Genomic DNA, 26,236 nt, shown 5'->3' on the forward strand with positions numbered 1-26,236 from the left:
GCCCGCGCTTTTTCACAGCCTGGGCGTTTTCTGCCTGTCACGACTGACCGGTTTGGGTTGTGGATTCGTGCCTGTCAGGAAGGGCAGCGACCGCTCCGGGATAGCCCTTCGCAAATCACCGCTTGCGACCATTCACGCTCATGCCTGATCCATCGCCTCGGCCAACCCCTCATCCTCGCCGAGAAAGCCACCACTTTGATGCTGCCAGAGTCGTGCGTAGGTGCCGTTTCTTGCCAGCAATTCAGCGTGGGTTCCTTGTTCGATGATGCGTCCTTCATCCATGACAATGAGCCGATCCATGGCCGCAATCGTCGACAGCCGATGGGCGATGGCGATGACGGTTTTGCCCTCCATCATTTCATAGAGGTTTTCCTGGATGGCGACTTCGACTTCCGAGTCCAGGGCGCTGGTGGCCTCGTCAAGCAACAGGATCGGGGCGTTCTTGAGCATCACTCGGGCAATGGCGATGCGTTGGCGCTGGCCGCCGGAGAGCTTGATGCCGCGCTCGCCCACCAGGGTGTCATAGCCGCTATGGCCTTGCCGGTCGCTCAGTTGGCTTATGAATCCGTCGGCTTGCGCATTGGCCGCCGCGCTGCGGATCTGCGCCTCGGTTGCGTCCGGTCGGCCGTAAGCGATGTTGTCGCGAATGGAGCGGTGCAACAAGGACGTGTCCTGCGTGACCATGCCGATAGCGCTACGCAGACTGTCTTGTGTCACCTGAGCGATGTTTTGCCCATCGATGCGGATCTCACCGCTGTCGATATCATAGAAACGCAGCAGCAGATTAATCAGAGTCGATTTACCTGCACCGGAACGGCCCACCAGGCCGATCTTTTCGCCTGCGCGGATGTTCAGGTTCAAGCCATCGAGCACGTGGCGCTCACCGTTGTAGCTGAAGCTCACATTGTCAAACGTCACCGCGCCGCCAGAGGGCACCAGCACGCCGGCGTTCGGCGCATCCTGCACCTTGGGGCCACGGGTCAGGGTGGCCATGCCATCCTGCACGGTGCCAATGTTTTCGAACAGCGAGGTCATTTGCCACATGATCCAGTGCGACATGCCATTGATGCGCAACGCCATGGCCGTAATCGCCGCCACGGCCCCCGTGCCGACTTGGCCTTGGTGCCAGAGCCACAGCGCGTAGCCGCCGGCTCCGATGATCAGCCCGACCACCAGCGCCTGATTGACGATCTCAAACTGGCTGACCAGGCGCATCTGGCGAAAACCGGTGTCCTTGAAATCCTCCATCGCCGCGCGCGCGAAGTGCGCTTCACGTTTGGAGTGCGAGAACAGTTTCACGGTGGTGATGTTGGTGTAGGCGTCGGAAATACGCCCCGTCATCGAAGATCGCGCATTGGCCTGTTCCTGGCCGACATGCCCCAGGCGTGGCACGAAGTACAGCATGGCCAGCCCGAACAACGCGACCCACACAATAAAAGGCAGCATGAGTTTCAGGGCAAAGCCGCCGGCCAGTGCGATGATCGCAATGAAGTAAACGCCGATACCGGGTGCGATTTCGATCAGGGTGAACAGCACTTCGCGCACGGCCAGTGCCGTCTGCATCACCTTGGTCGTGACCCGGCCGGAGAACTCATCAGAGAAGAACGAAAGGCTTTGCCGCAGCATTAGTCGGTGGAAGTCCCAGCGCAGCCGCAACGGCAGATTAATCGCCAATACCTGGTGCTGCACCATGGTGCGAAGCGCCACCAGCCCAATGCTGGTGAGCAACACAATCCCGATCCCCCACAGCACTCGACTTTCTTGCCCGTTCGCATCGCTACCGGCTTGCCATGTCGAGAGCAGATCCACGACCTGCCCAAGAAAGGAAAACAACCAGGCTTCGTAAATCGACACACTGGCACTCAGCAGAGCAAGCGCAAGAATATAGCCACGTGCTCCTCGCGTGCAGGCCCACAGGAACCGCATCAGGCCAACAGGCGGCGGCGGTGCTTCGTCGGGAGGAAATGGGTCGAGCCTTTGTTCAAACACGCGAAGCATTGTGGCCTCCGAAAAAATCAATGTGAGGGATTCTGCCACTTAATGAGTGCTTTGAGGGTTGGCAGTTCAACGGTATGACGCCGTTGAGGGTTGTAGATCATCCATTAAAAAAAACGCCCCTTAGCCCCAGATAACATGATTTTTCACACGCACAAGCCTTCCATATAGTCATCGCAAGCCCAATCGGAGCACCTCTGTGTTTCATCGATGCGAGATAAATTTATGGACGACAAGATAAAACCTTACCAGAGCCAGACTGCTGGTTTGGGGACGCGAGTGGTTTGGGGAGGGGAGCAAGTTCAGCATCCCTACAACGCTACCCAAACGCCCATCGTAGTCAGTGCCGCCTACGGTTACCGTGACATTGATGAATGGTATGACGTGGCATTGGGTAAAGAGCCTGGCTTCATTTACAGCCGCATGAGCAACCCGACTGTCTCTGTCTTGGAAGACAAACTATGCGAGCTTGAAAGCGCGGAGTCGGCTGTCGCTTTCAGTACCGGGATGGCCGCAATCAGTGGCGTGCTGCATACCTTCCTGTCCTGTGGTCAGCGTGTGGTTTCTACCCGCGACAGCTACGGTGGTACAAACAAGATCTTTGAAGAGTTTCTCCCACGCATGGGAGTCGAGGTTGCGCTTTGCGATACCCTCGACACTGAATCCATCGAGCATGAGATCGCCAAAGGCTGCAATGTCCTTTACCTGGAAACCCCGACGAACCCAACTCTGAAAGTTCTGGATATACGACGCCTGGTGGCGGCGGCGAAGCGTATTGGGGCGTTGGTCATAGCAGACAACACGTTCGCAACGCCCTTGAACCAGAATCCCCTTGCTCTCGGGGTCGATGTGGTAGTGCACAGTGCTACCAAGTTCCTGTCGGGTCATGGCGATGTGCTTGGCGGTGTGGTCTGTGGCAATGAGCATCTTATGTCTCAAGTTCGCCATTACCGCGAAATTAATGGGGCCTCGCTGGATCCGTTCTCCGCTTATCTCATCATCCGGGGCATCAAGACTTTGGCTTTGCGTCTGCGCCAGCAACAGGTGAGCGCGCAAGCACTGGCTGAGTATCTCTGCACCGAGCCGCTGGTTGAGTCAGTGAACTATCCGGGACTGCCTCAACATCGAGGTCATGCCATTGCGCGTTCGCAGATGCGTGGATTTGGCGCAATCGTCAGCTTCGTGCTGGTGGGGGGAATGGACACAGTGACTCGTTTGCTACCGCAGCTTAAGTACGCCCATCGGGCGGGTAACTTGGGAGCGGTTGAAACCATCTACGGGCCGGCACGGACAACCAGCCACGTGGAAAACACCTTGGAGGAACGCGAGGCACTTGGGATTTCCGAGGGCTTGGTCAGGGTCTCTGTAGGTATTGAAGATACGGCCGACTTGTTGGCTGATCTTAAACAAGCATTTGAGTTAGTTCGCAGTAAACAAAATCATTCAAGCCTCCACGCTGAAAATACCGAGCGTTTCACCGAGGTGGGAACCTGAACTCGGGTAAGACTTCCGGTTTTTTATCGGACAGTCCTTCATGAATAGTGAAAACAATAACAACTAGCGACAATTTAATTGTGCTGCCGAGTAGTCGGTTACGAGAAATTTTGTCCGAACATTTCATGAGAACATAGCGATGACCATCCAAACAAAAAATGATCAGTCCGATCCAGCATTAAACTTCAAGAAAGAAATGCAAACCCGCCACATTGTTATGTTGGCGTTGGGCGGTGTAATTGGTACGGGATTATTCCTTACCTCCGGCTATACCGTTAATCAAGCAGGGCCGCTCGGCGCGGTAATCGCCTACATCATCGGTGCGGTGATGGTGTATCTGGTAATGGTCTGTCTCGGTGAGTTGGCGGTACAGATGCCAGAAACCGGGTCGTTCAGTACCTACGCAACTCGATACTTGGGCCCCGGTACGGGCTATACGGTGGCCTGGCTGTACTGGCTCACTTGGGCAGTAGCGATTGGATCTGAATTTACGGCTGCGGGCATCCTGATGGTTCGGTGGTTCCCTGATACACCGGTCTGGATCTGGAGCGCGTTTTTTGCCATTGCGGTCTTTTTAAGTAACGTCGTATCTGTTCGTCTTTTTGCGGAGACTGAATTCTGGCTTTCGCTCATTAAAGTTCTGACTGTTATCACGTTTATCGTGATTGGCGGCGGGGCTATTTGCGGTCTCTTCCAAGTACAGCATTTACAGGGCGCTGGACTCTCCAACTTTACCCGCGAAGGGCTATTCCCTACAGGTTTCTTGCCCATTGCGATGACACTTCTAGCTGTCTCCTTCGCATTTTCCGGGACTGAACTTATCGGGATTGCGGCAGGTGAGGCACAGGATCCTCAGACAAGCGTTCCCAAGGCGATTCGCACGACGGTCGTACGTTTGGCGCTGTTCTTCGTGGGTACGATTTTTGTCCTTGCGACCCTGCTGCCCCGCGAGCAGGCCGGCGTCATCGAAAGTCCATTCGTGATGGTGTTCGAGCTGATCGGTATTCCGTACTCCGCTGACATCATGAACTTTGTCATTCTTACCGCACTGATTTCTGCGGCTAACTCAGGGTTGTATGCGGCTTCGCGCATGCTTTGGACGCTAAGTGATCAAGGCCATATGCCTAAGTGCTACGCCAGGCTCTCGCGCCGGGGCACACCGGTTAACGCGATCATTTTAAGTATGGCGGGTGCCGCGGCTTCTCTGCTGAGCAGTGTGCTTGCCCCTGATACGGTGTATTTGGCCCTGGTGTCGATTTCTGGCCTTGCCGTGGTGGTCGTGTGGATGAGCATCGCCGCGAGTCAAATCGCCTTCCGACGCCAATACGTCGCCAATGGCGGGCGAGTTGAAGATCTGCATTTCCGGGTGCGTGGTTACCCGTGGGTTCCCATTGGTGCTCTGTTGTGTTGCTTGCTCGCCTGTGTCGGCATTGCTTTTGATCCTGAGCAGCGAGTGGCGCTTTACTTCGGTCTCCCGTTTATCGCGTGGTGTTACTTCGTTTATTGGATCACTCGCAAGAAGCGGGAAGAGCGGTTGGCGTTAGCGGCGGCCGCACATCATTCCGCTGGTGCGGCATGATTAGCTCAGGCGATGATTGAGCACAGATAAGTCCCGATGAGGTTGCGCCGATGAGTCAAAAATCACTACCGCCCTTGAATTGGCTGAGGGCATTCGAAGTGTCGGCGCGGTATTTGAATTTCACCCATGCAGCAGAGGAACTGCACCTGACTCAAGGTGCAGTCAGTCAGCAGATCCGTCAGTTAGAAAGTCACCTCGGTGTGGCGCTGTTCAAGCGCTTACCCCGAGGGCTTGGCTTGACCGAGGAAGGGCAGTCGTACTTGCCAGTTGTACAGGACGCAATCAGTCGTCTGGCGGTGGGTACCAACGAGATCTTTGGTCAGCGTAATCGAAGGCATGTGAAAGTGCGTGGCAGCCTTTCCTTCCTTCACTATTGGTTGGCCCCTCGGCTCGCCGATTTTTGTCGAGAGTATCCCCAAATCGACATCCGATATATCAGCAACCTTTGGGTGAAGGAGCCGGACGGAGAGGATGACCTGGAGATTCGTTGGGGATGCGGGGAGTGGTCGGGCTTGCACGCTCAGCGATTAACGTGGGACATCCTCCAACCCGTTTGCTCGCCAGAGCTTATGGCCAGCTCACCGATACGTGAGCCTCGCGATTTGATGAACCATTCTCTGCTTCACGTGTTGGGGTACGAAGAAGGTTGGGGTTACTGGCTGAAGCGAGTTGGAGCAGACGACGTCGACTATTCCCGTGGCCTTCAGTTTGACACGCTGATTTCCACGATCCGCATGGCCGAACTGGGGCAGGGCGTTGCGCTGGCACGGTCTTCGGTGGTCGAGGATTTGCTCAAGAGTGGGCAGTTGGTTGCGCCATTCAGTCACCGAATCGAGGCCAGCGAATCATTTTATTTGGTGCACGAACAGACCGAAGTGCTATCGCCTGATGCCGCAAATTTTTCTACTTGGCTGGTGGCTCAAGCTCACCGCCTTTTGTAATACCGATTGGGAGTGGTCATGGATTACGTAAGCACACGTGGCGGTGAGATGCGGGCGGACTTTCGCAGTGTGGTTTTGTCGGGGCTCGCCGAAGATGGTGGCCTGTATGTCCCAACCAGTTTGCCGGTATTCACTGAGCAACAAATCACCAGTTGGTCATGGCTGCCGTTTGATGAGCTGGTATGGCGGGTAATCTCGCCCTTTGTTGGCTCGTCCATGGACGAAAGCACCCTCCGTGCCTTGCTCAGCGACAGTTATCAACAATTCAAGCACCGCGCTATTACGCCGCTTGAGCAGATCGGGCATAACGAGTGGATACTCCAGCTGTTTCATGGGCCGACTCATTCTTCCAAGGATTTCGCCGCGCAGTTGCAGTCGCGCCTGGTCGAGCATTTTCTGGGGGAGGTTGGTAAAGAAGCGTTGGTGGTCGGTGCAACTAATGGTGATACCGGCCTCGCTGCGCTTGAAGCCTTTGCTAACGGACAGGCCGTCCGCATGGCGATACTTTATCCGCGCGACGGGCTTGCGCCTGAGCAACTCAGTGCCTTACAGGCAGCCGACTCTCAGCGGGTTCAGCTGTTTCCGGTTGACGGTAATTTCGATGATTGCCAGACGCTGGTTTCCCGACTCTTGCGTGAGTGGCCGTTGGACGGAGTGATTCCGATCTGTTTCAACTCGACCAACTGGATTGGCGTCCTGGCCCAGATAGTTTTTTACTTCCACGCGGCGTTGCAACTGGGAGGTGGCTCGCGCCCCGTTGGCTTTAGCATTCCAGCTGCCAGCTCGGCCGAGATCTACGCCGGCTACATTGCGCAGAAAATGGGATTGCCCATCAATCAGGTGATCATCTCCACCAACAGCAATGATGCCCTGCACCAGTTTTTTCATTGCAATCGCTACTCCACCCGAATGACTAATCGAACAGTATCGCCGGCGATGGACTTCTCGTTGTTTTCCAACCTGGAGCGGTTTATTTGGGAGATTTACGAGCACGATGGCTGCTCAACAAAAGCTCTGATGGAGCATTTTGAAAGTTGCGGAGAAATGAGCATCGGCAATCAGCAATGGCTGCATGCCCGAGTACTCTTCGATTCCTATGCGGTAGACGAATCCCAAGTGCGCGATGAGGTGGTCGAGTTATTCCGAGAGACAAGCTCGGTCATCGATCCTCACACCGCTGTCGGTGTACTGGCTGGCCGGCTTCATCGACGCAGCCTGGGGGCGCCAATGGTCACCTTCGGGCAAATTGCACCGGCCAAATCGGCGGCGTTGTTGGCAGAGCTGGGCGTCTGGCAGGCAAGCGTTCCGAGCACTGTCGAGGTGCGCGCGCAACCACCTTACTTGGCCAAGGACGATCTTGAGGGGCTGTGCCAGGCTCTTCGTGTGGCGCAGCAGAGGCTTTCATGAAGCGCATTCTGGATCCGTTGGACGAACGCATACTGGCCGAACTTACCGCTAATGCGCGAATAGCCCATATCGAACTGGGTGCCAAGATCAACTTGTCGCGTAATGCCGTGCGCCAGCGCATCGAGCGTCTTGAGCGCGACGGTGCGATCACGGGCTATACGGTAATTCTTGGTGAGTCGCGGCGGCCTACGTCGCTTATCAGCGCGGTGATCTTTGTCTACCGCTACGACCGCATGCGTGGCGAAGAAGTACTGGCTGCGCTGCGCTCCATTCCCGAAGTCGTGCAGTGTGAAGTACTCAGTGGTGAGTTCGATTTAATGCTGCGCGTGAATGCAGCTACACCTGAACGTGTCCATCTCGTGTGGAAGGAAATCGCGGCCATGCCGGGAGTGGAAAACACCCTGACATCGTTCGTTCTTTCAGCAGTGTTTTAAAAATCGTGCTTGGGCAAAATGCCCAACTAATACAGCAGACTGCCATATTCAACTGCCAAAGCTCGGCTCTTAGGATGTTCCTGTCGAACAACATCAATAAAAGGAACAGCTTTTATGACTGAGTACAAAATTGCCTTGGTAGGGTTTGGTGGCGTGAACCGTGGCTTCGCCCAATTGGTCGCCAATCGTAATGCCGAGTGGAAAGAGTCCCTGGGCTTCACTATCAAAATTGTCGGTGTCACCGATCTCTTCCTCGGCTCCATCGTTGCTAAAGACGGTCTGGATGCAAAGCAGTTGGTTGACCTGCCCGTTGAAAAAGGTGCTTTCGCTCAACTGCCTGGCGGCAATGTCGAGGCCTTCAATGAAACCGTGATCAAGCATTCAGGTGCTGACATGATTGCTGAAGCCACCTTCACCAACCCGGTCGATGGTGAGCCCGCTACGACGTTTTGCCGTTGGGCGCTGGAAAGCGGCATCCATGTTGTAACCACTAATAAGGGGCCGATTGCACTGCACGGCGCTGAGCTAAAGGATTTGGCCCGTCGTAACGGTGTTGCCTTCGAGTACGAGGGTTCGGTTATGAGCGGTACACCTGTGATTCGTCTGGCAAGACAGGCTCTGGCAGGTGTAGGGGTTCAAGGCTTTGAAGGCATCCTGAACGGGACTTCCAACTACGTGCTGACCCGCATGAAGGACGGCCTGGATTTCAACGACGCAGTCGCTCAGGCTCAACAGCTCGGCTATGCCGAGGCCGACCCAACTGCCGATGTGGAGGGGTTTGACGTCCGCCTCAAAGTGGTGATCCTCGCCAACGAACTGCTCGATGCGCGATTGAGCGTTAGCGATGTGGCTTGTTCAGGTATCAGTAGCATCAGTCCGGAAGACATCGCTCAAGCAAGTGCCAACGGTGCAAGTTGGAAGCTGATCGGATCTGCAAATCGCGAAGTTGATGGCTCGGTTCGAGCGAGTGTGGAGGCACGACTGCTGCCGAATTCGCATCCTCTTGCAGGAATTTCCGGTGCCACGAACGCGGTGTCGTTCAACACTGGTCTGCTGGGTGCCGTCACTGTATCCGGCCCTGGAGCAGGACGTATCGAGACTGCCTTTGCGTTGCTGTCAGACATCGTCGCCATCCACACCACCCACGGCAAGTAACAGGAGAGTAGTCATGAGCGTACCCAGCATGGCCAGTATCCAGCTTGTTGATGCCAAACAGATTGATGTGTTCAGTCCATTCGATGGTCGCCTGGTGGGAAGCGTACCGTGCCTCGATGCAACCGATGTTCCTGGCTTGCTGGAGCGTGCGCGAATGGGCGTGCGTGAGAGTGCGGCAATGCCTCGTCACCTTCGTGCACGTATCCTTGAGGAAACCGCCCGTCGTGTAGAGCTCAAGGCTGAAGAGTTTGCCAAACTCATTGTTGCAGAGGCGGGAAAAACGCTGCGACAAGCAGAGAAGGAAGTGAAGCGTTGTGTGAATACGCTGAAGCTATCGGCGGAAGAGGCTCGTCGCAACGCTGGGGAAGTGATTCCATTTGAGGCATATGAAGGCTCCGAATCGCGGCAAGGCTGGTTCACTCGCGAACCATTGGGGCTTATTGTCGCGATCACCCCATACAACGACCCGCTGAACTTGGTTGCCCATAAACTGGGCCCGGCCATCGCCGGTGGCAATGCTGTGATCCTGAAACCTTCAGAGCTCGCACCGCTGTCTGCTCTTAAGCTGGTTGAGTGCCTGGTGGAGGCGGGTCTGCCTCCGTGTGTGGTAATTCCGGCCACCGGGGGCGTCGATCTGGGTAAGGCATTGGTTGAGCTGCGAGAAGTCCGGATGATTTCCTTCACGGGTGGTTTTGCCACTGGAGAGTCCATTGCTCGAAGTGCAGGCTTGAAGAAGCTGGCCATGGATCTAGGGGGAAATGCTCCGGTTCTCGTGCTTGAAGACTGTGACCTTGAACCGACCGTAGAGTCTTGTGTATCGGGTGCCTTCTGGGCAGCAGGACAGAACTGCATCGGCACGCAGCGTATCCTCATACATAGTTCAATCTACGAGAATTTCCGTGAGCGTTTTGTCAGCCAGGCGCGTGCATTGGTAACTGGCGATCCTGATCAGCGAGCAACGGATGTTGGCCCGATGATTACGGAGCAAGCGGCTCGTCGCACCGAACAATTGGTGAATGAAGCGCTGGCCGAGGGTGCTCTTCTCCTATGCGGACACCATCGCCAAGCGGGAAGCTATTCGCCGACCGTGCTGGAGCGTGTAAGCCATGACAGTCGGATTTGGCAGCAGGAAGTCTTCGCGCCGGTGGTTATCCTGGAGCCTTTTGATCATCTGGAAGATGCCGTCGCACTGGCCAACGAAACGGAGTACAGCCTGCATGCGGGACTGTTCACACGTGATCTTTCCAAGGCCTTGAAATTGGCGCGGCAAATTGAAGCCGGTGGGGTGATGATCAATGACTCTTCCGATTATCGTTTTGATGCCATGCCTTTCGGTGGCTTCAAGTACGGAAGTCTGGGGCGAGAAGGTGTTCGGTTCGCCTATGAGGACATGACGCAACCCAAAGTGGTCTGCATCAACGAAATGGGATGAGCCTTCATAACTCACTGCCGTCGACCTTTACATCGGGTGAAATCGCTCGTCCCGTGACACCCGATGTTTTTTCTCGACACTGCTCGTCCGTAAAGGGTCGCGGGTGTCATCTTAGCGTCATCGACCCCATGGCAAGATCCTCGCAAACCGCCTAGCGCGCTCAGCTTGCAAGGAATCCCCCATGAAAGGAGACGCTTCTCTATTTGCAGCCATTGATCTTGGTTCCAATGCGTTTCGCATGATCATCGGCCAGTCAGTCAGACGGCGTCAGGGGTTCATGATCCAGGAAGTGAAAACCTTGCGTGAACCCGTCCGTTTGACGGAGGGGTTTGAAGGTGGAGCGCTGGACGAGTTGGCTTTGGATCGGGGATGGCAAGCGCTCGCGCGATTTGGCAAAAAGTTACGCGGCTTCGAGGCCGGGCGAGTGCGGGCGGTGGCGACCAGTGCCGTGCGCGAAGCCGACAATGCGCAACTGTTTTTGGCCAGCGCCGAGCGCCACCTTGGGTTTCGGATCGACGTGATCTCCGGGCACGAAGAGGCAAGGCTGGTGTACGCCGGTGTTGCCCATACGGTCCCAGGTACCGAAAACCGGCGACTGGTCGTGGATATCGGTGGCGGCTCCACTGAATTGATTCTGGGGCAGGGCGCTCGGCCCCTGATGACCGAGAGTATTGCCATCGGCAGCGGCACGTTCGGCGCCCGCTATTTTCAAGGGGGCTGTATCACGGCTCAGGCGCTGCTGGAGGCGGAGCGTGCAGCCACTGTTCAGTTTGAAAAAGTAGCGCGGCGTTATCGCGCGCTGGGTTGGCAGCAGGTGATTGGCTCTTCAGGCACCGCACGGATGCTGGCCAAAGTCCTCAAGGCCAACGGGTTGAACGACTCTGACGAAGTCGGCATCACCTACAGCGGCTTGTTGCGCCTGTCGTTGCGCCTGCTTGAAGTGGGGCATGTCAAACAGCTCTGCCTGGCGGGTTTGCAAACGCATCGTCAAAGCATCTTGCCTGGAGGCTTGGTGCTTATGCTGGCGGCATTCAAGGTGTTTGGTGTCTCGCATATGACGCCTTCCGAACCGGGGCTGAGGTTCGGCGTTCTGCATGGTTTGATGAGTAAACACTGATGCGAATCCACGGTTCGCCATTGATGACCGGTTGCTACAAGGGTAATCGACCCCTCAGGTTGCCCCTCCAGCTAACACCAAATGAGCCGGAGCCGAAGATCCCAGCCAGTTCGTGCAGCTGAAATACTTACGAAACATTCCAGCCTTATGATTCGCCTCATTGAAATCCAGGAGGTTGGAGATGAACCGACCATCAAGAAGCCTGCGCAAACTGCTCGACTCGGTCGCCACTAACAATGAGGCAGCCGCGCTCGATATGATGCGCGCAGCAGAGCAACTCCAAGACGAAGTGCTACGCCAACGGTTGCTCAATATGATTCACCGACTTAACCAGGACGCTATTGACTTACGAATGGCGCGTGACGATATCCAGGGCGGAGCCATAAAGCTCGCGTGACCGGTCTCGGTGACGTTTCTTGGTCCTTATGCATACAGTCGATTTCACGGAAGCTGATAGTGATCTGGTGTGCTTCTTCGACTGGCTCCTGAATCGGCGAATGGGGTATCGCCAGAAAGATGCTCTACATCGCCATGAAGCCCCAGAACATCGCGATCACCACAAGCGCCATTGCGATTGAACAGCACCAGCCCAATGTTCGCAGCCCAGGGTGAATGACGAACGTGCCCATGATGTCCTTGCGCGACGCCATCAACATCATGATGAACATGATAGGTACCGCGATCACACAATTGATTACGGCGCTCCAGAACAGCGCTTTAATAGGGTCAATCGGCGCAAAGCAAATCACCACACCCACCATGGTTGCCGCGCTGATAATGCCGTAAAACGCCTTGTCCGCTTTTGGCTTGGCGGCCAGGCTATTGTCCCATTTGAATGTGCCGGACACTGCATAAGCGGCCGAGCCGGCCAGCACAGGGACCGCTAACATTCCGGTGCCGATGATGCCCCCACTGAACAACCAAAAAGCGAACTCCCCTGCAATCGGCCGCAAGGCACTGGCCGCTTGGGAGGATGTTTGAATGTCTGTGACACCATGCATATTGAGTGTGACGGCCGTGGTCAACATGATGAAAAAAGCAATGATGTTAGAAAAGCCCATACCCACGATCGTGTCCACTTGAATGCGACTGAAGCTGCTTCGTGCCTGGACGGGCGCATCAATCAGTGGCCGGGCGCTGGGGGAGGCGGCCATGTCTTCAACTTCCTGCGATGCCTGCCAGAAAAAAAGGTAGGGGCTGATGGTGGTGCCAAAAATGGCCACCACCATGGTTACGTATTCTGGTTTCCAGGACAGCTGCGGCCATACGGTCTGGCGCGCGACCTGGCCCCAGGGGATATGCACCGCGAACACAGTGCCCACATACGCCAGCAACACGAGTGTCAGCCATTTAAGTACCCTCACATAGCGTTTGTATGGAATGAACACTTGCAGCAGCAGTGAAATCGCACCAAAGCCGACCGCGTAGAGATGTGCGGAGCCACCGATCAGCAGTTTCATTGCGCTGCCCATCGCGGCAATATCCGCAGCAATATTGATGGTGTTGGCGAGCAACAACAGCGCAACGATGACAAACAAAAAAGGCTTGGGGTAATGGCGGCGGATATTGGTCGCGAGCCCATGCCCGCTGACGCGGCCTATTTTGGCGCTGATGATCTGAATGCCGACCATCAGGGGGAAGGTGAAAAACAAGGTCCAGAGTGTATTAAAGCCAAACTGCGCGCCAGCTTGCGAATAGGTCGCTATACCGCTTGGATCATCATCCGCCGCGCCCGTGATAAGGCCAGGCCCCAGTTTTCTTATCCACGAGCGATGGGCAACAACCGAAGGCGTGCCTGCGAGTTCTTTCTTGTTCATTTTTTATGTCTCAGGGGCACTGGGTGCCGCACCTAAGTTTTGACTTGGGGCCTTTAACGGGAGTTCCGGACTGTTTTGTGACCTATGTGGGGTAGTCATACCGCTGCGTCGAGGGCGAGTTGGTTTTCGTTGATCTTGAAAAGCAGGGAAGGGAGGAGGTCTGGATTGGACGTCGCAAATCCTCTGCTGGAGGACAGCGCAGGATCGCGTTACATGAAGGATTTTTAACGATCGGCAGGACGTCGGAGAGGGGGAACCTGGCGAGTTATGGAACACATTCCGAGGGGTATTGCCTATGCCAAACCCCAGAAACGACAAAGCCCTGAATAATCAGGGCTTTGTCGTATAAAGATGGCGGAGGCGATGGGATTCGAACTCATGGACCTGTTACAGTCGACGGTTTTCAAGACCGTTGCCTTAAACCACTCGGCCACACCTCCGTTTGCGTTGCGGGCGCCATAATACCTGAATGAAACACACTGTCAAACTCTCTGCATAGCTTGTTACAGAGCGTCTGTTATGATCTTTGCGACTGAACGTTTCAAACCAACAGGAGTGTCGCCATGCGCGAACAGGATTACGCAGTTAATAACAGCGTGCAGGCTGAGCAGCTAGAGGTTAGCCGCGTCCTGCGCAACACATACGGCTTGCTTGCCCTCACCCTCGCATTCAGCGGCGTGATGGCGTTCGTCGCTCAGCAGATGCGTGTCGGTTACCCGAACGTGTTCGTGGTGCTGATCGGCTTCTACGGCCTTTTCTTCCTCACCAACAAACTCCGTGATTCGGCCTGGGGCCTGGTGTCGGCATTTGCCTTGACCGGTTTCATGGGTTTCCTGCTCGGCCCGATCCTCAACCGCTACCTGGGCATGCAGGGCGGCGCTGAAGTGGTCAGTTCGGCCTTCGCGATGACCGCGCTGGTATTCGGTGGCCTGTCGGCTTACGTGCTGATTACCCGCAAGGACATGAGCTTCCTCGGTGGTTTCATCACCGCTGGCTTCTTCGTGTTGCTGGGTGCGACGCTGGCAAGCTTCTTCTTCAAGATCAGCGGCCTGCAACTGGCGATCAGCGCAGGTTTTGTGCTGTTCTCCTCGGTCTGCATTCTGTTCCAGACCAGTGCCATCATTCAGGGCGGCGAGCGCAACTACATCATGGCGACCATCAGCCTGTATGTATCGATCTACAACCTGTTCATCAGCTTGTTGCAGCTGTTCGGCATCATGAGCCGCGATGATTGATCGCCAGCTTTGAGTTAATAAAAAACCCGCCTAGGCGGGTTTTTTATCGGCTAGCGAAAGATCACTCTTCCAGGCTACCCATTGCAGTGGTGTTGAAACCACCGTCTACGTACATGATTTCGCCGCTGATGCCGGACGCCAGGTCCGAGCACAGGAAGGCGCCGGCGTTGCCGACTTCGTCGATGGTGACGTTACGACGCAGCGGGGTTTGCGCTTCGTTGGCCGCCAGCATTTTGCGGAAGTTCTTGATGCCGGAAGCCGCGAGGGTGCGGATCGGCCCAGCCGATACGCAGTTGACGCGGGTGCCTTCCGGGCCCAGGGAGCCGGCCAGGTAACGTACGCCAGCTTCCAGGGAAGCCTTGGCCATGCCCATCACGTTGTAGTTAGGCATGGTGCGCTCTGCGCCCAGGTACGACAGGGTCAGCAGGCTGCCGTTGCGGCCTTTCATCATTTCGCGACCAGCCTTGGCCAGGGCCACGAAGCTGTAGGCGCTGATGTCGTGAGCGATGCGGAAACCTTCACGGGTGGTGGCTTCGGTGAAGTCGCCGTCCAGTTGGTCGCCCGGGGCGAAGCCGACGGAGTGCACGATGCAGTCCAGGCCGTCCCACTTCTTGCCCAGTTCAACGAAAACCTTGGCGATCTCTTCATCGCTGGCCACGTCGCACGGGAAGCACAGGTCAGGGTTGGAACCCCAGCTCTGTGCGAACTCTTCGACACGACCCTTGAGTTTGTCGTTCTGATAAGTGAAGGCAAGCTCAGCGCCCTCGCGATGCATGGCGGCAGCGATGCCGGATGCGATGGACAGCTTGCTGGCGACACCGACGATCAGTACGCGCTTACCGGCGAGAAAACCCATGTGTTGCTCCTCTCTTTCAGGTTATTGCGCAGTGGCTGGTGCCAGGAAAGCGGCTTCCAGCAACTGCTGTGTATACGGATGTTGGGGGGCGGCAAAGATACTTTGCGCGTCTCCCTGTTCGACCACTTGGCCATGCTTGACCACCATCAGCTGGTGGCTCAGCGCCTTGACGACAGCCAGGTCATGGCTGATAAACAGATACGTCAGGTTGTACTTGGTTTGCAGTGAACGTAGCAGCTCCACCACTTGGCGTTGAACGGTGCGGTCGAGGGCCGAAGTCGGCTCGTCCAGCAGAATCAACGCCGGTTTTAGCACTAATGCCCGGGCAATGGCGATTCTCTGCCGCTGCCCACCGGAAAATTCGTGGGGGTAGCGGTTCCGGGTTTCCGGGTCCAGGCCTACCTCCTTCAATGCCGCAATAATCGCTTGTTCCTGTTCCGCCTCGGTGCCCATCTTGTGGATCCGCAGGCCTTCGCCGACGATCTGGCTCACGCACATCCGCGGGCTCAGGCTGCCGAACGGGTCTTGGAACACCACCTGCATCTCTCGACGTAATGGACGAACCTGTTGCTGCGTCAGGCAGTCTAGCTGCTTGCCTTCAAAACGGATCGCGCCTTTGCTGGCAATCAGCCGCAAAATCGCCAACCCCAGTGTCGACTTGCCTGACCCGCTTTCTCCTACAATCCCCAGGGTCTGGCCTTGGGGCAGGCTGAAATTGATGCCGTCCACCGCCTTGATGTGGTCAACGGTCTTTTTCAGCAAGCCTTTCTTGATCGGGAACCAGACTTTCAGGTCCTCGACCTGCAGCAGCGGCGGGCCAATGACATTGGTTGCCGGCTTGCCGCTGGGCTCCGCTGCCAGCAGTTCCCGAGTGTACGGATGCTGCGGCGCGCGGAACAGCTCTTCGCACGATGCCTGTTCGACGATGCAACCGCGCTGCATGACACATACGCGATGCGCAATTCTTCGCACAAGGTTCAAATCGTGACTGATCAGTAACAGCGCCATGCCCAGGCGGGCCTGCAATTCCTTGAGCAATTCGAGGATTTTCAGCTGAACGGTCACGTCCAGCGCCGTGGTCGGCTCATCGGCTATCAGCAGTTCCGGCTCGTTGGCCAGGGCCATCGCAATCATCACCCGCTGGCGCTGGCCGCCGGACAATTCGTGAGGCAGGGCCTTGAGGCGCTTGTGCGGCTCGGGAATGCCGACCATTTCCAGCAACTCCAGCGTCCGCTTGGTCGCCACTTTGCCGATCAGGCCCTTGTGAATGCCCAACACCTCGTTGATCTGTTTCTCGATCGAGTGCAGCGGATTGAGCGAGGTCATCGGCTCCTGAAAGATCATCGCGATCCGGTTGCCACGGATATGGCGGATGGTTTTCTCTTTCAGGCTCAGCAAATTCTGACCGGAATACTCAATGGTCCCGGAAGGGTGACGGGCGAGCGGGTAGGGCAGCAACCGCAGGATCGAGTGTGCGGTCACCGATTTGCCGGACCCGCTTTCGCCCACCAGCGCCAGGGTTTCACCGCGCTTGATGTCGAAGCTCACGCCTTCGACGACGCGCTGAATGCGATCACCAACGACGAATTCGACGGCCAGGTCGCGCACTTCGATCAGATTGTCCTGATTCATTTCACTTCCTCGGGTCGAAGGCATCGCGAGCGGACTCGCCGATGAACACCAGCAGACTCAACATCAACGCCAGCACCGCAAACGCGCTCATGCCCAGCCACGGCGCTTGCAGGTTGGATTTGCCCTGGGCCACCAGTTCACCCAGCGACGGTGCGCCCGGTGGCAGGCCGAAACCCAGGAAGTCGAGCGCGGTCAGGGTGCCGATGGCGCCGGTCAGGATGAACGGCATGAACGTCATCGTCGAAACCATGGCGTTGGGCAGGATGTGACGGAACATGATCGCACCGTTTTGCATCCCCAGTGCCCGTGCCGCTCGCACGTATTCGAGGTTACGCCCACGCAGGAATTCCGCGCGCACCACGTCCACCAGACTCATCCACGAGAACAGCAGCATGATCCCCAGCAGCCACCAGAAGTTGGGCTGGACGAAGCTGGCGAGGATGATCAGCAGGTACAGCACCGGCAACCCGGACCAGATCTCCAGGAAACGTTGTCCGGCCAGATCCACCCAGCCGCCATAGAAGCCCTGCAAGGCCCCGGCGATAACGCCGATGATCGAGCTGAGAATGGTCAGCGTCAGGGCAAACAGCACCGAAATCCGGAAACCGTAGATCACCCGCGCCAATACATCACGGCCCTGATCGTCAGTGCCCAGAAGATTGTCGGCCGACGGCGGCGCCGGTGCCGGGACTTTCAGGTCGTAGTTGATGCTCTGGTAGCTGTAGGGGATCGGCGCCCACAGGACAAAGGCGTCTTTGGCCTTGAGCAGTTCGCGGATGTACGGGCTCTTGTAGTTGGCTTCCAGCGGGAATTCGCCACCGAACGCGGTTTCCGGGTAGCGCTTGAGCGCCGGGAAGTACCAGCCATTGTCGTAATGCACCACCAGCGGCTTGTCGTTGGCGATCAGTTCGGCGCCGAGGCTCAGGCCGAACAGCACCAAAAACAGCCACAGCGACCACCAGCCGCGCTTGTTGGCCTTGAACAGCTCGAAGCGCCGGCGATTGAGCGGGGACAGATTCATCTCAATGCTCCCGGCTTTCGAAGTCGATACGTGGGTCGACAAAGGTGTAGGTGAGGTCGCCGATCAATTTCACCACCAGCCCCAGCAAGGTAAAGATAAACAGTGTGCCGAACACCACCGGGTAATCACGGTTGATCGCCGCTTCAAAACTCATCAAGCCGAGGCCATCAAGCGAAAAGATCACCTCGACCAGCAACGAGCCGGTGAAGAAAATCCCGATAAACGCCGAGGGAAAGCCGGCGATTACCAGCAGCATGGCATTGCGGAACACATGGCCGTACAGCACGCGGTGGTTGGTCAGGCCCTTGGCCTTGGCAGTGACGACGTATTGCTTGTTGATTTCGTCGAGGAAGCTGTTCTTGGTTAACAGCGTCATGGTCGCGAAGTTGCCGATCACCAGCGCGGTCACCGGCAGCGCCAGGTGCCAGAAATAATCGAGGATCTTGCCGCCGGTACTCAGGTCGGCAAAGTTGTTCGAGGTCAGGCCCCGTAGCGGGAACCAGTCCAGATAGCTGCCGCCGGCGAACACCACGATCAGCAGGATGGCAAACAGGAACGCCGGGATCGCGTAACCGACGATGATCGCCGAACTGGTCCAGACGTCGAAGTGGCTGCCGTGCCGCGTAGCCTTGGCGATCCCCAGCGGAATCGACACCAGGTACATGATCAGGGTGCTCCACAGCCCGAGCGAAATCGACACCGGCATCTTTTCCTTGATCAGGTCGATGACCTTGGCGTCGCGGAAGAAGCTGTCGCCGAAATCCAGGGTGGCGTAGTTCTTGATCATGATCCACAAGCGTTCCGGCGCCGATTTGTCGAAGCCGTACATGTGCTCGATTTCCTTGACCAGCGCCGGATCCAGGCCTTGGGCACCGCGGTACGCCGATCCGGCCACCGACACTTCGGCACCGCCGCCGGCAATGCGGCTGGTGGCGCCTTCGAAGCCTTCGAGCTTGGCGATCATCTGTTCTACGGGGCCGCCCGGGGCGGCCTGGATGATCACGAAGTTGATCAGCAAAATGCCGAGCAGGGTCGGGATGATCAGCAGCAGTCGCCGAAAAATATACGCCAGCATCTATTACTCCGTGCCCGCAGGGTCGGCTTGCAGTTTGGTTTCGACTTCTACCGCCGGTTTAGCGTCGGGCTTGACCCACCAGGTGTTGATGCCAATGTCGTACTTGGGTGAGATTTTTGGATGACCGATGTGGTTCCAGTAAGCCACGCGCCAGGTCTTGATGTGCCAGTTCGGGATCACGTAATAACCCCATTGCAGCACGCGGTCCAGCGCCCGCGCGTGAGCCACCAGGCTTTTACGCGAATCGGCGTTGATCAGTTGCTCGACCAGTTGGTCCACGACCGGATCTTTCAAGCCCATGGAATTACGGCTGCCGGGCTTGTCGGCGGCGGCGGACATCCAGAATTCCCGCTGTTCGTTACCCGGCGAGTTGGACTGCGGGAAGCTGCCGACGATCATGTCGAAGTCCCGCGAACGCACGCGGTTGATGTATTGCGACACATCGACCCGGCGGATCACCAGGTCGATCCCGAGGTCGCTGAGGTTGCGCTTGAACGGCAGCAGCACGCGTTCGAATTCGGTCTGGGCCAGCAGGAACTCGATGGTCACCGGTTTGCCGTTGGTATCGACCATCTTGTCATCGATGATCCGCCAGCCAGCCTCTTGCAACAGCTGATAGGCCTTTCGCTGCTGCGTGCGGATCATGCCGCTGGCGTCGGTCACCGGGTTCTGGAACGCCTCGCTGAACACCTGCTCGGGAATCTTGCCGCGAAACGGGTCGAGGATCGCCAGTTGATCAGCGTCGGGCAGGCCCGTGGCGGCCATTTCCGAGTTCTCGAAGAAGCTGCGGGTGCGCACATAGGCGCCATTGAACAGCTGCTTGTTGGTCCATTCAAAATCCAGCAACAGCGTCAGTGCCTGACGCACGCGCACGTCCTGGAACACCGGGCGGCGCAGGTTGAATACAAAGCCCTGCATGCCGGTAGGGTTGCCGTTGGGGATCTGTTCCTTGATCAACCGGCCCTCGGTAACGGCCGGAATGTTGTAGGCGTTGGCCCAGTTCTTGGCGGTCATTTCCAGCCAGTAATCGAACTGGCCGGCCTTGAGCGCTTCCAGGGCCACGGTGTTGTCGCGGTAGTAGTCGGTGGTCATTACGTCGAAGTTGTAGAACCCGCGGTTGACCGGCAGGTCCTTGCCCCAATAGTCCTTGACCCGCTCATAACGCACCGAGCGCCCGGCTTTGACTTCGCTGACTTTGTACGGGCCGCTGCCCAACGGCATTTCCAGGTTGCCCTTGTTGAAGTCGCGGTTCGCCCACCAGTGTTTCGGCAAGACCGGCAACTGCCCGAGGATCAGCGGCAGCTCGCGGTTGTTGCTGTGCTTGAACTTGAACAGCACCGTGAGCGGGTCTTCGGCGACCGCTTCATCGACGTCGTTGTAGTAACCGCGATAGAGCGGGGCGCCATCCTTGGTCAGCGTCTGGAAACTGAACACCACGTCTTCGGCGCGGATCGGATGACCATCGTGGAAGCGTGCCTCGGGTCGCAGGTAAAAACGCACCCAGCTGTTGTCCGGGGCTTTCTCGATCTTGGCGGCGACCAGTCCGTATTCGGTGAAAGGCTCGTCCAGGCCCTGTTTGGCCAGGGTGTCGTAGATCATGCCGATGTCGTCGGCCGGCACGCCTTTGCTGATGAACGGGTTGAGGCTGTCGAAGCCGCCGAACCCGGCCTGGCGAAAGATTCCGCCCTTGGGTGCGTCCGGGTTCACGTAATCGAAATGCTTGAAGTCGGCCGGGTATTTCGGCGGCTCGTTGTACAAGGTCACGGCATGTTGCGGGGCGGCGCAGGCCAGCCCGGCAAACAGCAGACCGCTGGCCTGCAAGAGCAGGGCGCTGACGGGTTTCATCGATCTTTCTCCGAAGATTTCAGCCACCACGCGGACAGGCCCAGGGTGTAGGGCGGCGTGGTGACGAAGGCGAACCGGTTGCGGTAGGCCAGGCGGTGATAATTGAGGTACCAGTTGGGAATCATGTAGTGCTGCCACAGCAGCACACGGTCCAGGGCTTTACCGGCGGCGACTTGTTCATCGCGTGTTTGGGCGGCGAGCAACTGTTCAAGCAGGTGATCGACCACAGGGTTGTCGATGCCGGCATAGTTTTTACTGCCCTTGACCCCAACCTGGCTGGAATGGAAATACTGCCATTGCTCCAGACCCGGGCTGAGGGTCTGGTTCAAGGTCATGAGGATCATGTCGAAATCGAACTGATCCAGGCGTTGCTTGTACTGGGCGCGATCAACCGTGCGCAGCCGTGCATCGACGCCAATGCTGGCGAGGTTCTCGACGTAAGGCTGAAGAATGCGTTCCAGGTTCGGGTTGACCAGCAGTATCTCGAGCCTGAGTGGCTGGCCCTTGGCATTCTCGATCCGTTGGCCATTGAGCTTCCAGCCGGCCTCTGCGAGCAGTGTCAGGGCCTTTCGCATGGTTTCCCGGGGAATGCCGCGCCCTTCGGTCTTCGGCAGGCTGAACGGTTCGGTGAAGAGCTTGGCGGGCAATTGCTCGCGATACGGCTTGAGCATCAGCCATTCGTGCCCGACCGGCAGCCCGGAGGCAGAGAATTCACTGTTCGGGTAATAACTCAAGGCGCGCTCGTAAGCGCCGCTGAACAGCGTGCGGTTGGTCCACTCGAAATCGAACATCAGCCCCAGCGCTTCACGGACCTTGCTATCGGCAAAGGTCGGGCGGCGGCTGTTCATGAACAGGCCTTGGGTCTGGGTCGGGATCTGGTGCGGGATCTGCGCCTTGATGACTTCGCCCCGAGTGATGGCCGGAAAGTTGTAACCGTTATCCCAGTTCTTGGCCTGATGCTCGATGTAGATGTCGAACTCGCCAGCCTTGAAGGCTTCAAAGGCCACATCGCTGTCGCGGTAGAACTCGACTTCCATGCGATCGACGTTGTACTTGCCGCGATTGACCGCCAGGTCCTTGCCCCAGTAGTCCTTGACCCGTTCGAAAACGATTTGACGCCCAGGCGTGACCGAGGTGATGCGGTACGGGCCACTGCCCAGTGGCGGCTCGAAGGTGGTGGCCTTGAAATCGCGACCTTTCCAGTAATGCTGGGGCAGCACCGGCAACTCGCCCATGCGCAGGATCTGCAACGGATTGCCGGCGCGCTTGAACACAAAACGAATGCGCTGCGGATTGAGAATGTCGACCCGCGACACTTCCTGAAGGCTGGTGCGGTATTGCGGGTGACCTTCCTTGAGCAGCAAACGGTAGGAAAACGCCACGTCGTAGGCCGTAATGGGGGTGCCATCGTGGAACCGCGCCTCGGGGCGCAGGTTGAACACCACCCAGCTGCGGTCTTCGCTGTATTCCACCGATTGGGCAATCAGGCCATAACTGGAAGTCGGCTCGTCGCCGGACGGTGCGTACTGGCCGGTGCCGACCATCAACGGTTCGTTGAGCTCGTTGATGCCGTACTGCAGGAAGTTGGGGGTGGAGACCGGGCTCGAACCCTTGAACGTGTAGGGATTGAGCGTATCGAAGGTGCCAAACGCCATCACCCGCAACGTACCGCCCTTGGGCGCTTGCGGGTTGACCCAGTCGAAGTGGGTAAATCTGGCCGGGTACTTGAGCGTGCCGAACTGCGCATAACCGTGGCTTTCGCTGATCGTCGCGCTTGCGGTGGAGCTCAAGGCCAGGCTGATCAGGAGCAGGAGGAGGGGACGCTTCAAGTCAGAGATCCGATCCAGGCGGCTTGGGCTTTGTGGGCCGTACAGTAACAGCTTGTATCGACAGGAAAAAGACAGGGGGTTAATGCGCTGTTAATGGTGCGCTGGATAGCCGTGCGGATTGCAGATCCTGTGCGAGCGGGCTTGCCTGAAAACCCGTGCTGCAGGCATAAAAAACCCCTGAAATCAGGGGCCCATTCTTAGCGTGGCGAAGCAACCGTCAGCATCTGCCCCGGCTTCAGCGCCTGGCCGACCCGAGGGTTCCAGCGCTTGAGGTGTTGCATTTCTACGTTGAAACGTTTGGCAACCATATACAGCGAGTCGCCTTGCTGAACCTTGTATTGGGTCGGCGGTTTTTCCTTGGCCGCCTTGCTGCCGGTTTTGCTGTTCGCCGCCACCACCGTGTTGACACGACCGCCGCTGCGTTTGGTGGTGTCTTGCATCACCAATGTCTGACCCACCTTGAGGTCTTTGCCAGTCATCTTGTTCCAGCGCTGCAGGTCCTTGAGGTCGACCTTGTTGGCCCTGGCGATGGCGGCGAGGTTGTCGCCACGTTTCACTCGGTAGGCGCGCTTGAGGCTGGCGACTTCGGACTCGTCGGCACCTTCGAAGACCGGCTTGAACGATTTTTTGCTGATCAGCTCTTCAGGACGCATGGTCGACAGGCTGGCGGTCAGCAGCTGTGCCTTGGACGTCGGCACCAGCAAATGCTGGGGGCCGTCGATGGTCGTACGCTGCTTGAATGCCGGATTGAGCTGAAACAGCTCGTCCTCGTCGATGTTGGCCACCTCAGCAACCTTGGACAGGTCCATGCGCTGATTGATTTCGACGACCTGGAAGTACGGTGCATTGGCGATCGGGTTGAGATTCACGCCATAGGCTTCAGGAGCCAGTACGACCTGCGACAGGGCCAGCAGCTTCGGCACATAGGCCTGGGTTTCGGCCGGCAGTGGCAGGTTCCAGTAATCGGTTGGCAAACCGAGCTTTTCGTTGCGCTCGATGGCGCGGCTGACCGTGCCTTCACCGGCATTGTAGGCAGCGAGTGCCAGCAACCAGTCACCGTTGAACATGTCGTGCAGGCGAGTCAGGTAATCCATGGCCGCGGTGGTCGAGGCGGTAATGTCGCGGCGGCCATCGTAGAAACGGGTTTGACGCAGGTTGTAGTAACGCCCGGTGGACGGGATGAATTGCCAAAGACCCACCGCGTCGGCCCGGGAATAGGCCATCGGGTTGTAGGCGCTTTCAATCACGGGCAACAGCGCCAGTTCCAGCGGCATGTTGCGTTCTTCAAGGCGTTCGATGATGTAGTGAATGTAGAGGCTGCCGCGTTCGCCGGCGTTTTCGAGGAAGGACGGATTACTGGCGAACCACAGGCGCTGTTGCTCGATACGCGGGTTGACGCCCAGGCCGTCCTGCAACTGGAAGCCCTGGCGCATGCGCTCCCAGACGTCCTGTGGTACTTGCGGTGTTGGTTTTTCGCTGAGCCAGATGGGTTTCTGCTTGGCTCGCGCGGCGATATTCGGAGTGTGTGTCGCTTCGGTCTGCGGCACATGGCTGGAACAGCCCGCCAGAGTGGCGGACACAGCCACCGCTATGGCTTGAGCCAAGCGGGTCAATGCGTCTGAATTGATGGCTTTGCGAATAGATGACGACATTGGCTGGAAGTAAGTTCCGGGCAAAAATGTCGGGCGATTCTAGAAAGCGTACCCCCTGCGGTCAACCATTCAGAATTTTTGTACCAATAGATAGCCTGCTTAGAACTTATCTTTCCACGCCCGCAAGGCAGCAAAAACCGCACTCGGAGCCCGGTTATCGGTTCCGTTCCGTTCGTCCACTTTTTCTTTAACGGATGTTTCGCCGGTACGCAAAAACGGATTTGTGAGCTTTTCCAATGCCAGAGTAGAGGGCAGCGTCATGATTCCGGCTTCACGTTGCGCGATGACTTTTTCCAGACGTGCGGTAGTGTCCGGATTGCCCGGTTCGACCGCTGTGGCGAATTTCAGATTGCTCAGGGTGTATTCGTGGGTGCAATAGACCAGCGTATCTTCCGGCAGCGCGGCAAGGCGCGACAGCGAAGCGTGCATTTGCTCGGGCGTGCCTTCGAACAGGCGCCCGCAACCGGCGGCAAACAGGGTATCGCCGCAGAACAGCAGCCCGTGATGATAATAGGCAATATGTCCCAGCGTGTGGCCGGGCACGGCGAAGACGTCGAAGTCCAGGCCCAGCACGCTGACGCGGTCATTGTCCTTGAGCGCCACGTCCCGCGCCGGGATGGTTTCGCTGGCCGGGCCATAGACGGTCGCGTCTGTCGCTTTTTTCAGCTGCTCGACACCACCGACATGATCATGATGGTGATGAGTGATCAGAATATCGCTCAATACCCATCCCGGATGCGCCGCCAGCCAGCCTTGCACGGGCGCGGCATCGCCGGGATCGACCACCGCACAGCGCTGGGTTTGATGGTCTTGTAACAACCAGATGTAGTTGTCGGTGAAGGCGGGCAGGGCACTGATCTGTATCATCGTCGGATTCGCCAAGCGGAAAACAATGGCGCATCTTAGAACTTCCTGGCGCGTTGGAGAATGCAATGACCGATAAAGCGTTCGCTCAGGCCGATCCTGAGTGGCTGACATTGATCAGCGCGGCCCGTGAATGGCTGTCCGGCCCGATTGGGCAATTTCTGCTGGATGAAGAGCGGCGCATGCTCGAAGACGAGTTGGGGCGCTTCTTCGGCGGTTACCTGGTGCATTACGGTCCGTCGGCCCAGACGCCGCCGTCGGCGCCTCAGGTGCAGCGCAATGTGCGTCTCGGCGCACCATTGCCGGGCGTCGAGATCGTCTGTGAAGAGCAGGCCTGGCCGTTGAGCGAGCATGCCGCTGACGTGGTGGTGTTGCAGCACGGGCTGGATTTCTGCCTTTCGCCCCACGGCCTGCTGCGTGAAGCGGCCAGCAGCGTGCGGCCCGGCGGGCATTTGCTGATCGTCGGGATCAATCCCTGGAGCACGTGGGGCTTGCGTCATGTGTTCGCCCACGATGGTCTGCGCAAGGCTCGCTGCATCTCGCCGTCGCGGGTCGGTGACTGGTTGAACCTGCTGGGCTTCGCGCTGGAGAAACGCCGCTTCGGGTGCTATCGTCCGCCGCTTGCGTCACCCGCCTGGCAGGCTCGTCTGGCCGGTTGGGAGCGCAAGGCCGGTGACTGGCAACTGTCGGGTGGCGGCTTCTATTTATTGGTTGCGCGCAAGATCGTGGTGGGCTTGCGGCCGCTGCGTCAGGAACGGCGCGAACCGATGGGCAAGCTGATTCCGTTGCCGATGGCCAAGGTCAATCGCCGCCGCATCGACCCGTAATACACACTTTATTTTCCCGGCCGGACCTG

Annotated in this window: 21 protein-coding genes and 1 tRNA gene; 11 read left to right on the forward strand and 11 right to left on the reverse strand. The window is 57.5% G+C overall.

The genetic code is table 11. From position 1 onward, the window contains the following. Positions 1-138: 138 nt before the first annotated feature. Positions 139-1,998: an ABC transporter ATP-binding protein gene (locus HNR03_RS30335; RefSeq protein ID WP_259157925.1), complete on the reverse strand. Its 1,860-nt coding sequence runs from the start codon at positions 1,996-1,998 to the stop codon at positions 139-141. Positions 1,999-2,220: 222 nt separating this feature from the next. Between HNR03_RS30335 and HNR03_RS30340 the strand changes: the two genes are divergently transcribed. The 9 genes from HNR03_RS30340 (at position 2,221) to HNR03_RS30380 (ending at position 11,951) form a co-directional block, all read left to right on the forward strand. Then, positions 2,221-3,489, forward strand: coding sequence for a cystathionine gamma-synthase family protein (locus tag HNR03_RS30340; RefSeq protein ID WP_259157926.1), 1,269 nt, complete (start codon positions 2,221-2,223; stop codon positions 3,487-3,489). A 139-nt stretch (positions 3,490-3,628) separates the two neighbouring features. Next, complete coding sequence (locus HNR03_RS30345) at positions 3,629-5,068, forward strand: amino acid permease (RefSeq protein ID WP_259157928.1); 1,440 nt, start codon at positions 3,629-3,631, stop codon at positions 5,066-5,068. 50 nt (positions 5,069-5,118) lie between these two features. Continuing rightward, on the forward strand, positions 5,119-6,009 hold the full coding sequence (locus HNR03_RS30350; protein WP_259157929.1) for a LysR substrate-binding domain-containing protein: 891 nt from the start codon (positions 5,119-5,121) through the stop codon (positions 6,007-6,009). 18 nt (positions 6,010-6,027) lie between these two features. Then, positions 6,028-7,416 (forward strand): threonine synthase, encoded by a 1,389-nt coding sequence (gene thrC / locus HNR03_RS30355; protein ID WP_259157930.1) that lies wholly within the window; start codon positions 6,028-6,030, stop codon positions 7,414-7,416. Continuing rightward, positions 7,413-7,850, forward strand: a complete 438-nt coding sequence (locus HNR03_RS30360; protein ID WP_090183197.1) for an Lrp/AsnC family transcriptional regulator — start codon at positions 7,413-7,415, stop codon at positions 7,848-7,850. Before thrC ends, HNR03_RS30360 begins: the two co-directional genes overlap by 4 nt. 114 nt (positions 7,851-7,964) lie before the next feature. After that, the gene (locus HNR03_RS30365; RefSeq protein ID WP_259157934.1) at positions 7,965-9,005 is read left to right on the forward strand and encodes a homoserine dehydrogenase; all 1,041 of its coding nucleotides are present in this window, start codon (positions 7,965-7,967) and stop codon (positions 9,003-9,005) included. Between the two features lie 13 nt (positions 9,006-9,018). Beyond that, a complete protein-coding gene (locus HNR03_RS30370; protein WP_259157935.1) occupies positions 9,019-10,437 on the forward strand; it encodes an aldehyde dehydrogenase family protein in 1,419 nt (472 codons plus the stop codon). A 181-nt stretch (positions 10,438-10,618) separates the two neighbouring features. Then, complete coding sequence (locus HNR03_RS30375) at positions 10,619-11,554, forward strand: Ppx/GppA family phosphatase (RefSeq protein WP_259157936.1); 936 nt, start codon at positions 10,619-10,621, stop codon at positions 11,552-11,554. A 181-nt stretch (positions 11,555-11,735) separates the two neighbouring features. Further along, complete coding sequence (locus HNR03_RS30380) at positions 11,736-11,951, forward strand: hypothetical protein (protein ID WP_090183215.1); 216 nt, start codon at positions 11,736-11,738, stop codon at positions 11,949-11,951. A gap of 124 nt (positions 11,952-12,075) precedes the next feature. On the opposite strand, the gene HNR03_RS30385 is transcribed toward HNR03_RS30380, so the two are convergent. Next, the gene (locus HNR03_RS30385; protein WP_259157939.1) at positions 12,076-13,371 is read right to left on the reverse strand and encodes an NRAMP family divalent metal transporter; all 1,296 of its coding nucleotides are present in this window, start codon (positions 13,369-13,371) and stop codon (positions 12,076-12,078) included. A gap of 352 nt (positions 13,372-13,723) precedes the next feature. After that, positions 13,724-13,811 (reverse strand) — tRNA-Ser (locus tag HNR03_RS30390). Between the two features lie 123 nt (positions 13,812-13,934). Here HNR03_RS30390 and HNR03_RS30395 point away from each other — a divergent pair. After that, entirely contained in the window at positions 13,935-14,606 is a 672-nt protein-coding gene (locus HNR03_RS30395; RefSeq protein WP_222586338.1) for a Bax inhibitor-1/YccA family protein, read from the forward strand. Between the two features lie 61 nt (positions 14,607-14,667). Here HNR03_RS30395 and fabI read toward each other — a convergent pair whose 3' ends face one another. The 8 genes from fabI to gloB form a co-directional block, all read right to left on the reverse strand. After that, positions 14,668-15,462: an enoyl-ACP reductase FabI gene (gene fabI / locus HNR03_RS30400; protein ID WP_259157942.1), complete on the reverse strand. Its 795-nt coding sequence runs from the start codon at positions 15,460-15,462 to the stop codon at positions 14,668-14,670. A gap of 21 nt (positions 15,463-15,483) precedes the next feature. Further along, positions 15,484-17,094, reverse strand: coding sequence for an ABC transporter ATP-binding protein (locus HNR03_RS30405; RefSeq protein ID WP_208667977.1), 1,611 nt, complete (start codon positions 17,092-17,094; stop codon positions 15,484-15,486). Between the two features lies 1 nt (position 17,095). Next, positions 17,096-18,115, reverse strand: coding sequence for an ABC transporter permease (locus tag HNR03_RS30410; protein ID WP_090183221.1), 1,020 nt, complete (start codon positions 18,113-18,115; stop codon positions 17,096-17,098). Between the two features lies 1 nt (position 18,116). After that, on the reverse strand, positions 18,117-19,190 hold the full coding sequence (locus HNR03_RS30415) for a microcin C ABC transporter permease YejB (protein ID WP_090183223.1): 1,074 nt from the start codon (positions 19,188-19,190) through the stop codon (positions 18,117-18,119). 3 nt (positions 19,191-19,193) lie between these two features. Further along, positions 19,194-21,035, reverse strand: a complete 1,842-nt coding sequence (locus tag HNR03_RS30420; protein ID WP_259157945.1) for an extracellular solute-binding protein — start codon at positions 21,033-21,035, stop codon at positions 19,194-19,196. After that, positions 21,032-22,846 carry an extracellular solute-binding protein gene (locus tag HNR03_RS30425; RefSeq protein WP_405046101.1) on the reverse strand — a complete coding sequence of 605 codons (1,815 nt, stop codon included), beginning with the start codon at positions 22,844-22,846 and terminating at the stop codon, positions 21,032-21,034. Before HNR03_RS30425 ends, HNR03_RS30420 begins: the two co-directional genes overlap by 4 nt. Before the next feature lie 215 nt (positions 22,847-23,061). Then, complete coding sequence (locus tag HNR03_RS30430; RefSeq protein ID WP_222586341.1) at positions 23,062-24,516, reverse strand: transglycosylase SLT domain-containing protein; 1,455 nt, start codon at positions 24,514-24,516, stop codon at positions 23,062-23,064. 99 nt (positions 24,517-24,615) lie between these two features. After that, positions 24,616-25,383 carry a hydroxyacylglutathione hydrolase gene (gene gloB / locus HNR03_RS30435; protein WP_259157949.1) on the reverse strand — a complete coding sequence of 256 codons (768 nt, stop codon included), beginning with the start codon at positions 25,381-25,383 and terminating at the stop codon, positions 24,616-24,618. Between the two features lie 65 nt (positions 25,384-25,448). On the opposite strand from gloB, the gene HNR03_RS30440 reads away from it, so the two are divergent. Beyond that, complete coding sequence (locus HNR03_RS30440; protein WP_222586342.1) at positions 25,449-26,207, forward strand: class I SAM-dependent methyltransferase; 759 nt, start codon at positions 25,449-25,451, stop codon at positions 26,205-26,207. Positions 26,208-26,236: the final 29 nt, after the last annotated feature.

The sequence above is a fragment of the Pseudomonas sp. JAI111 genome, assembly GCF_024809425.1.
Taxonomy (GTDB): Bacteria; Pseudomonadota; Gammaproteobacteria; order Pseudomonadales; family Pseudomonadaceae; genus Aquipseudomonas.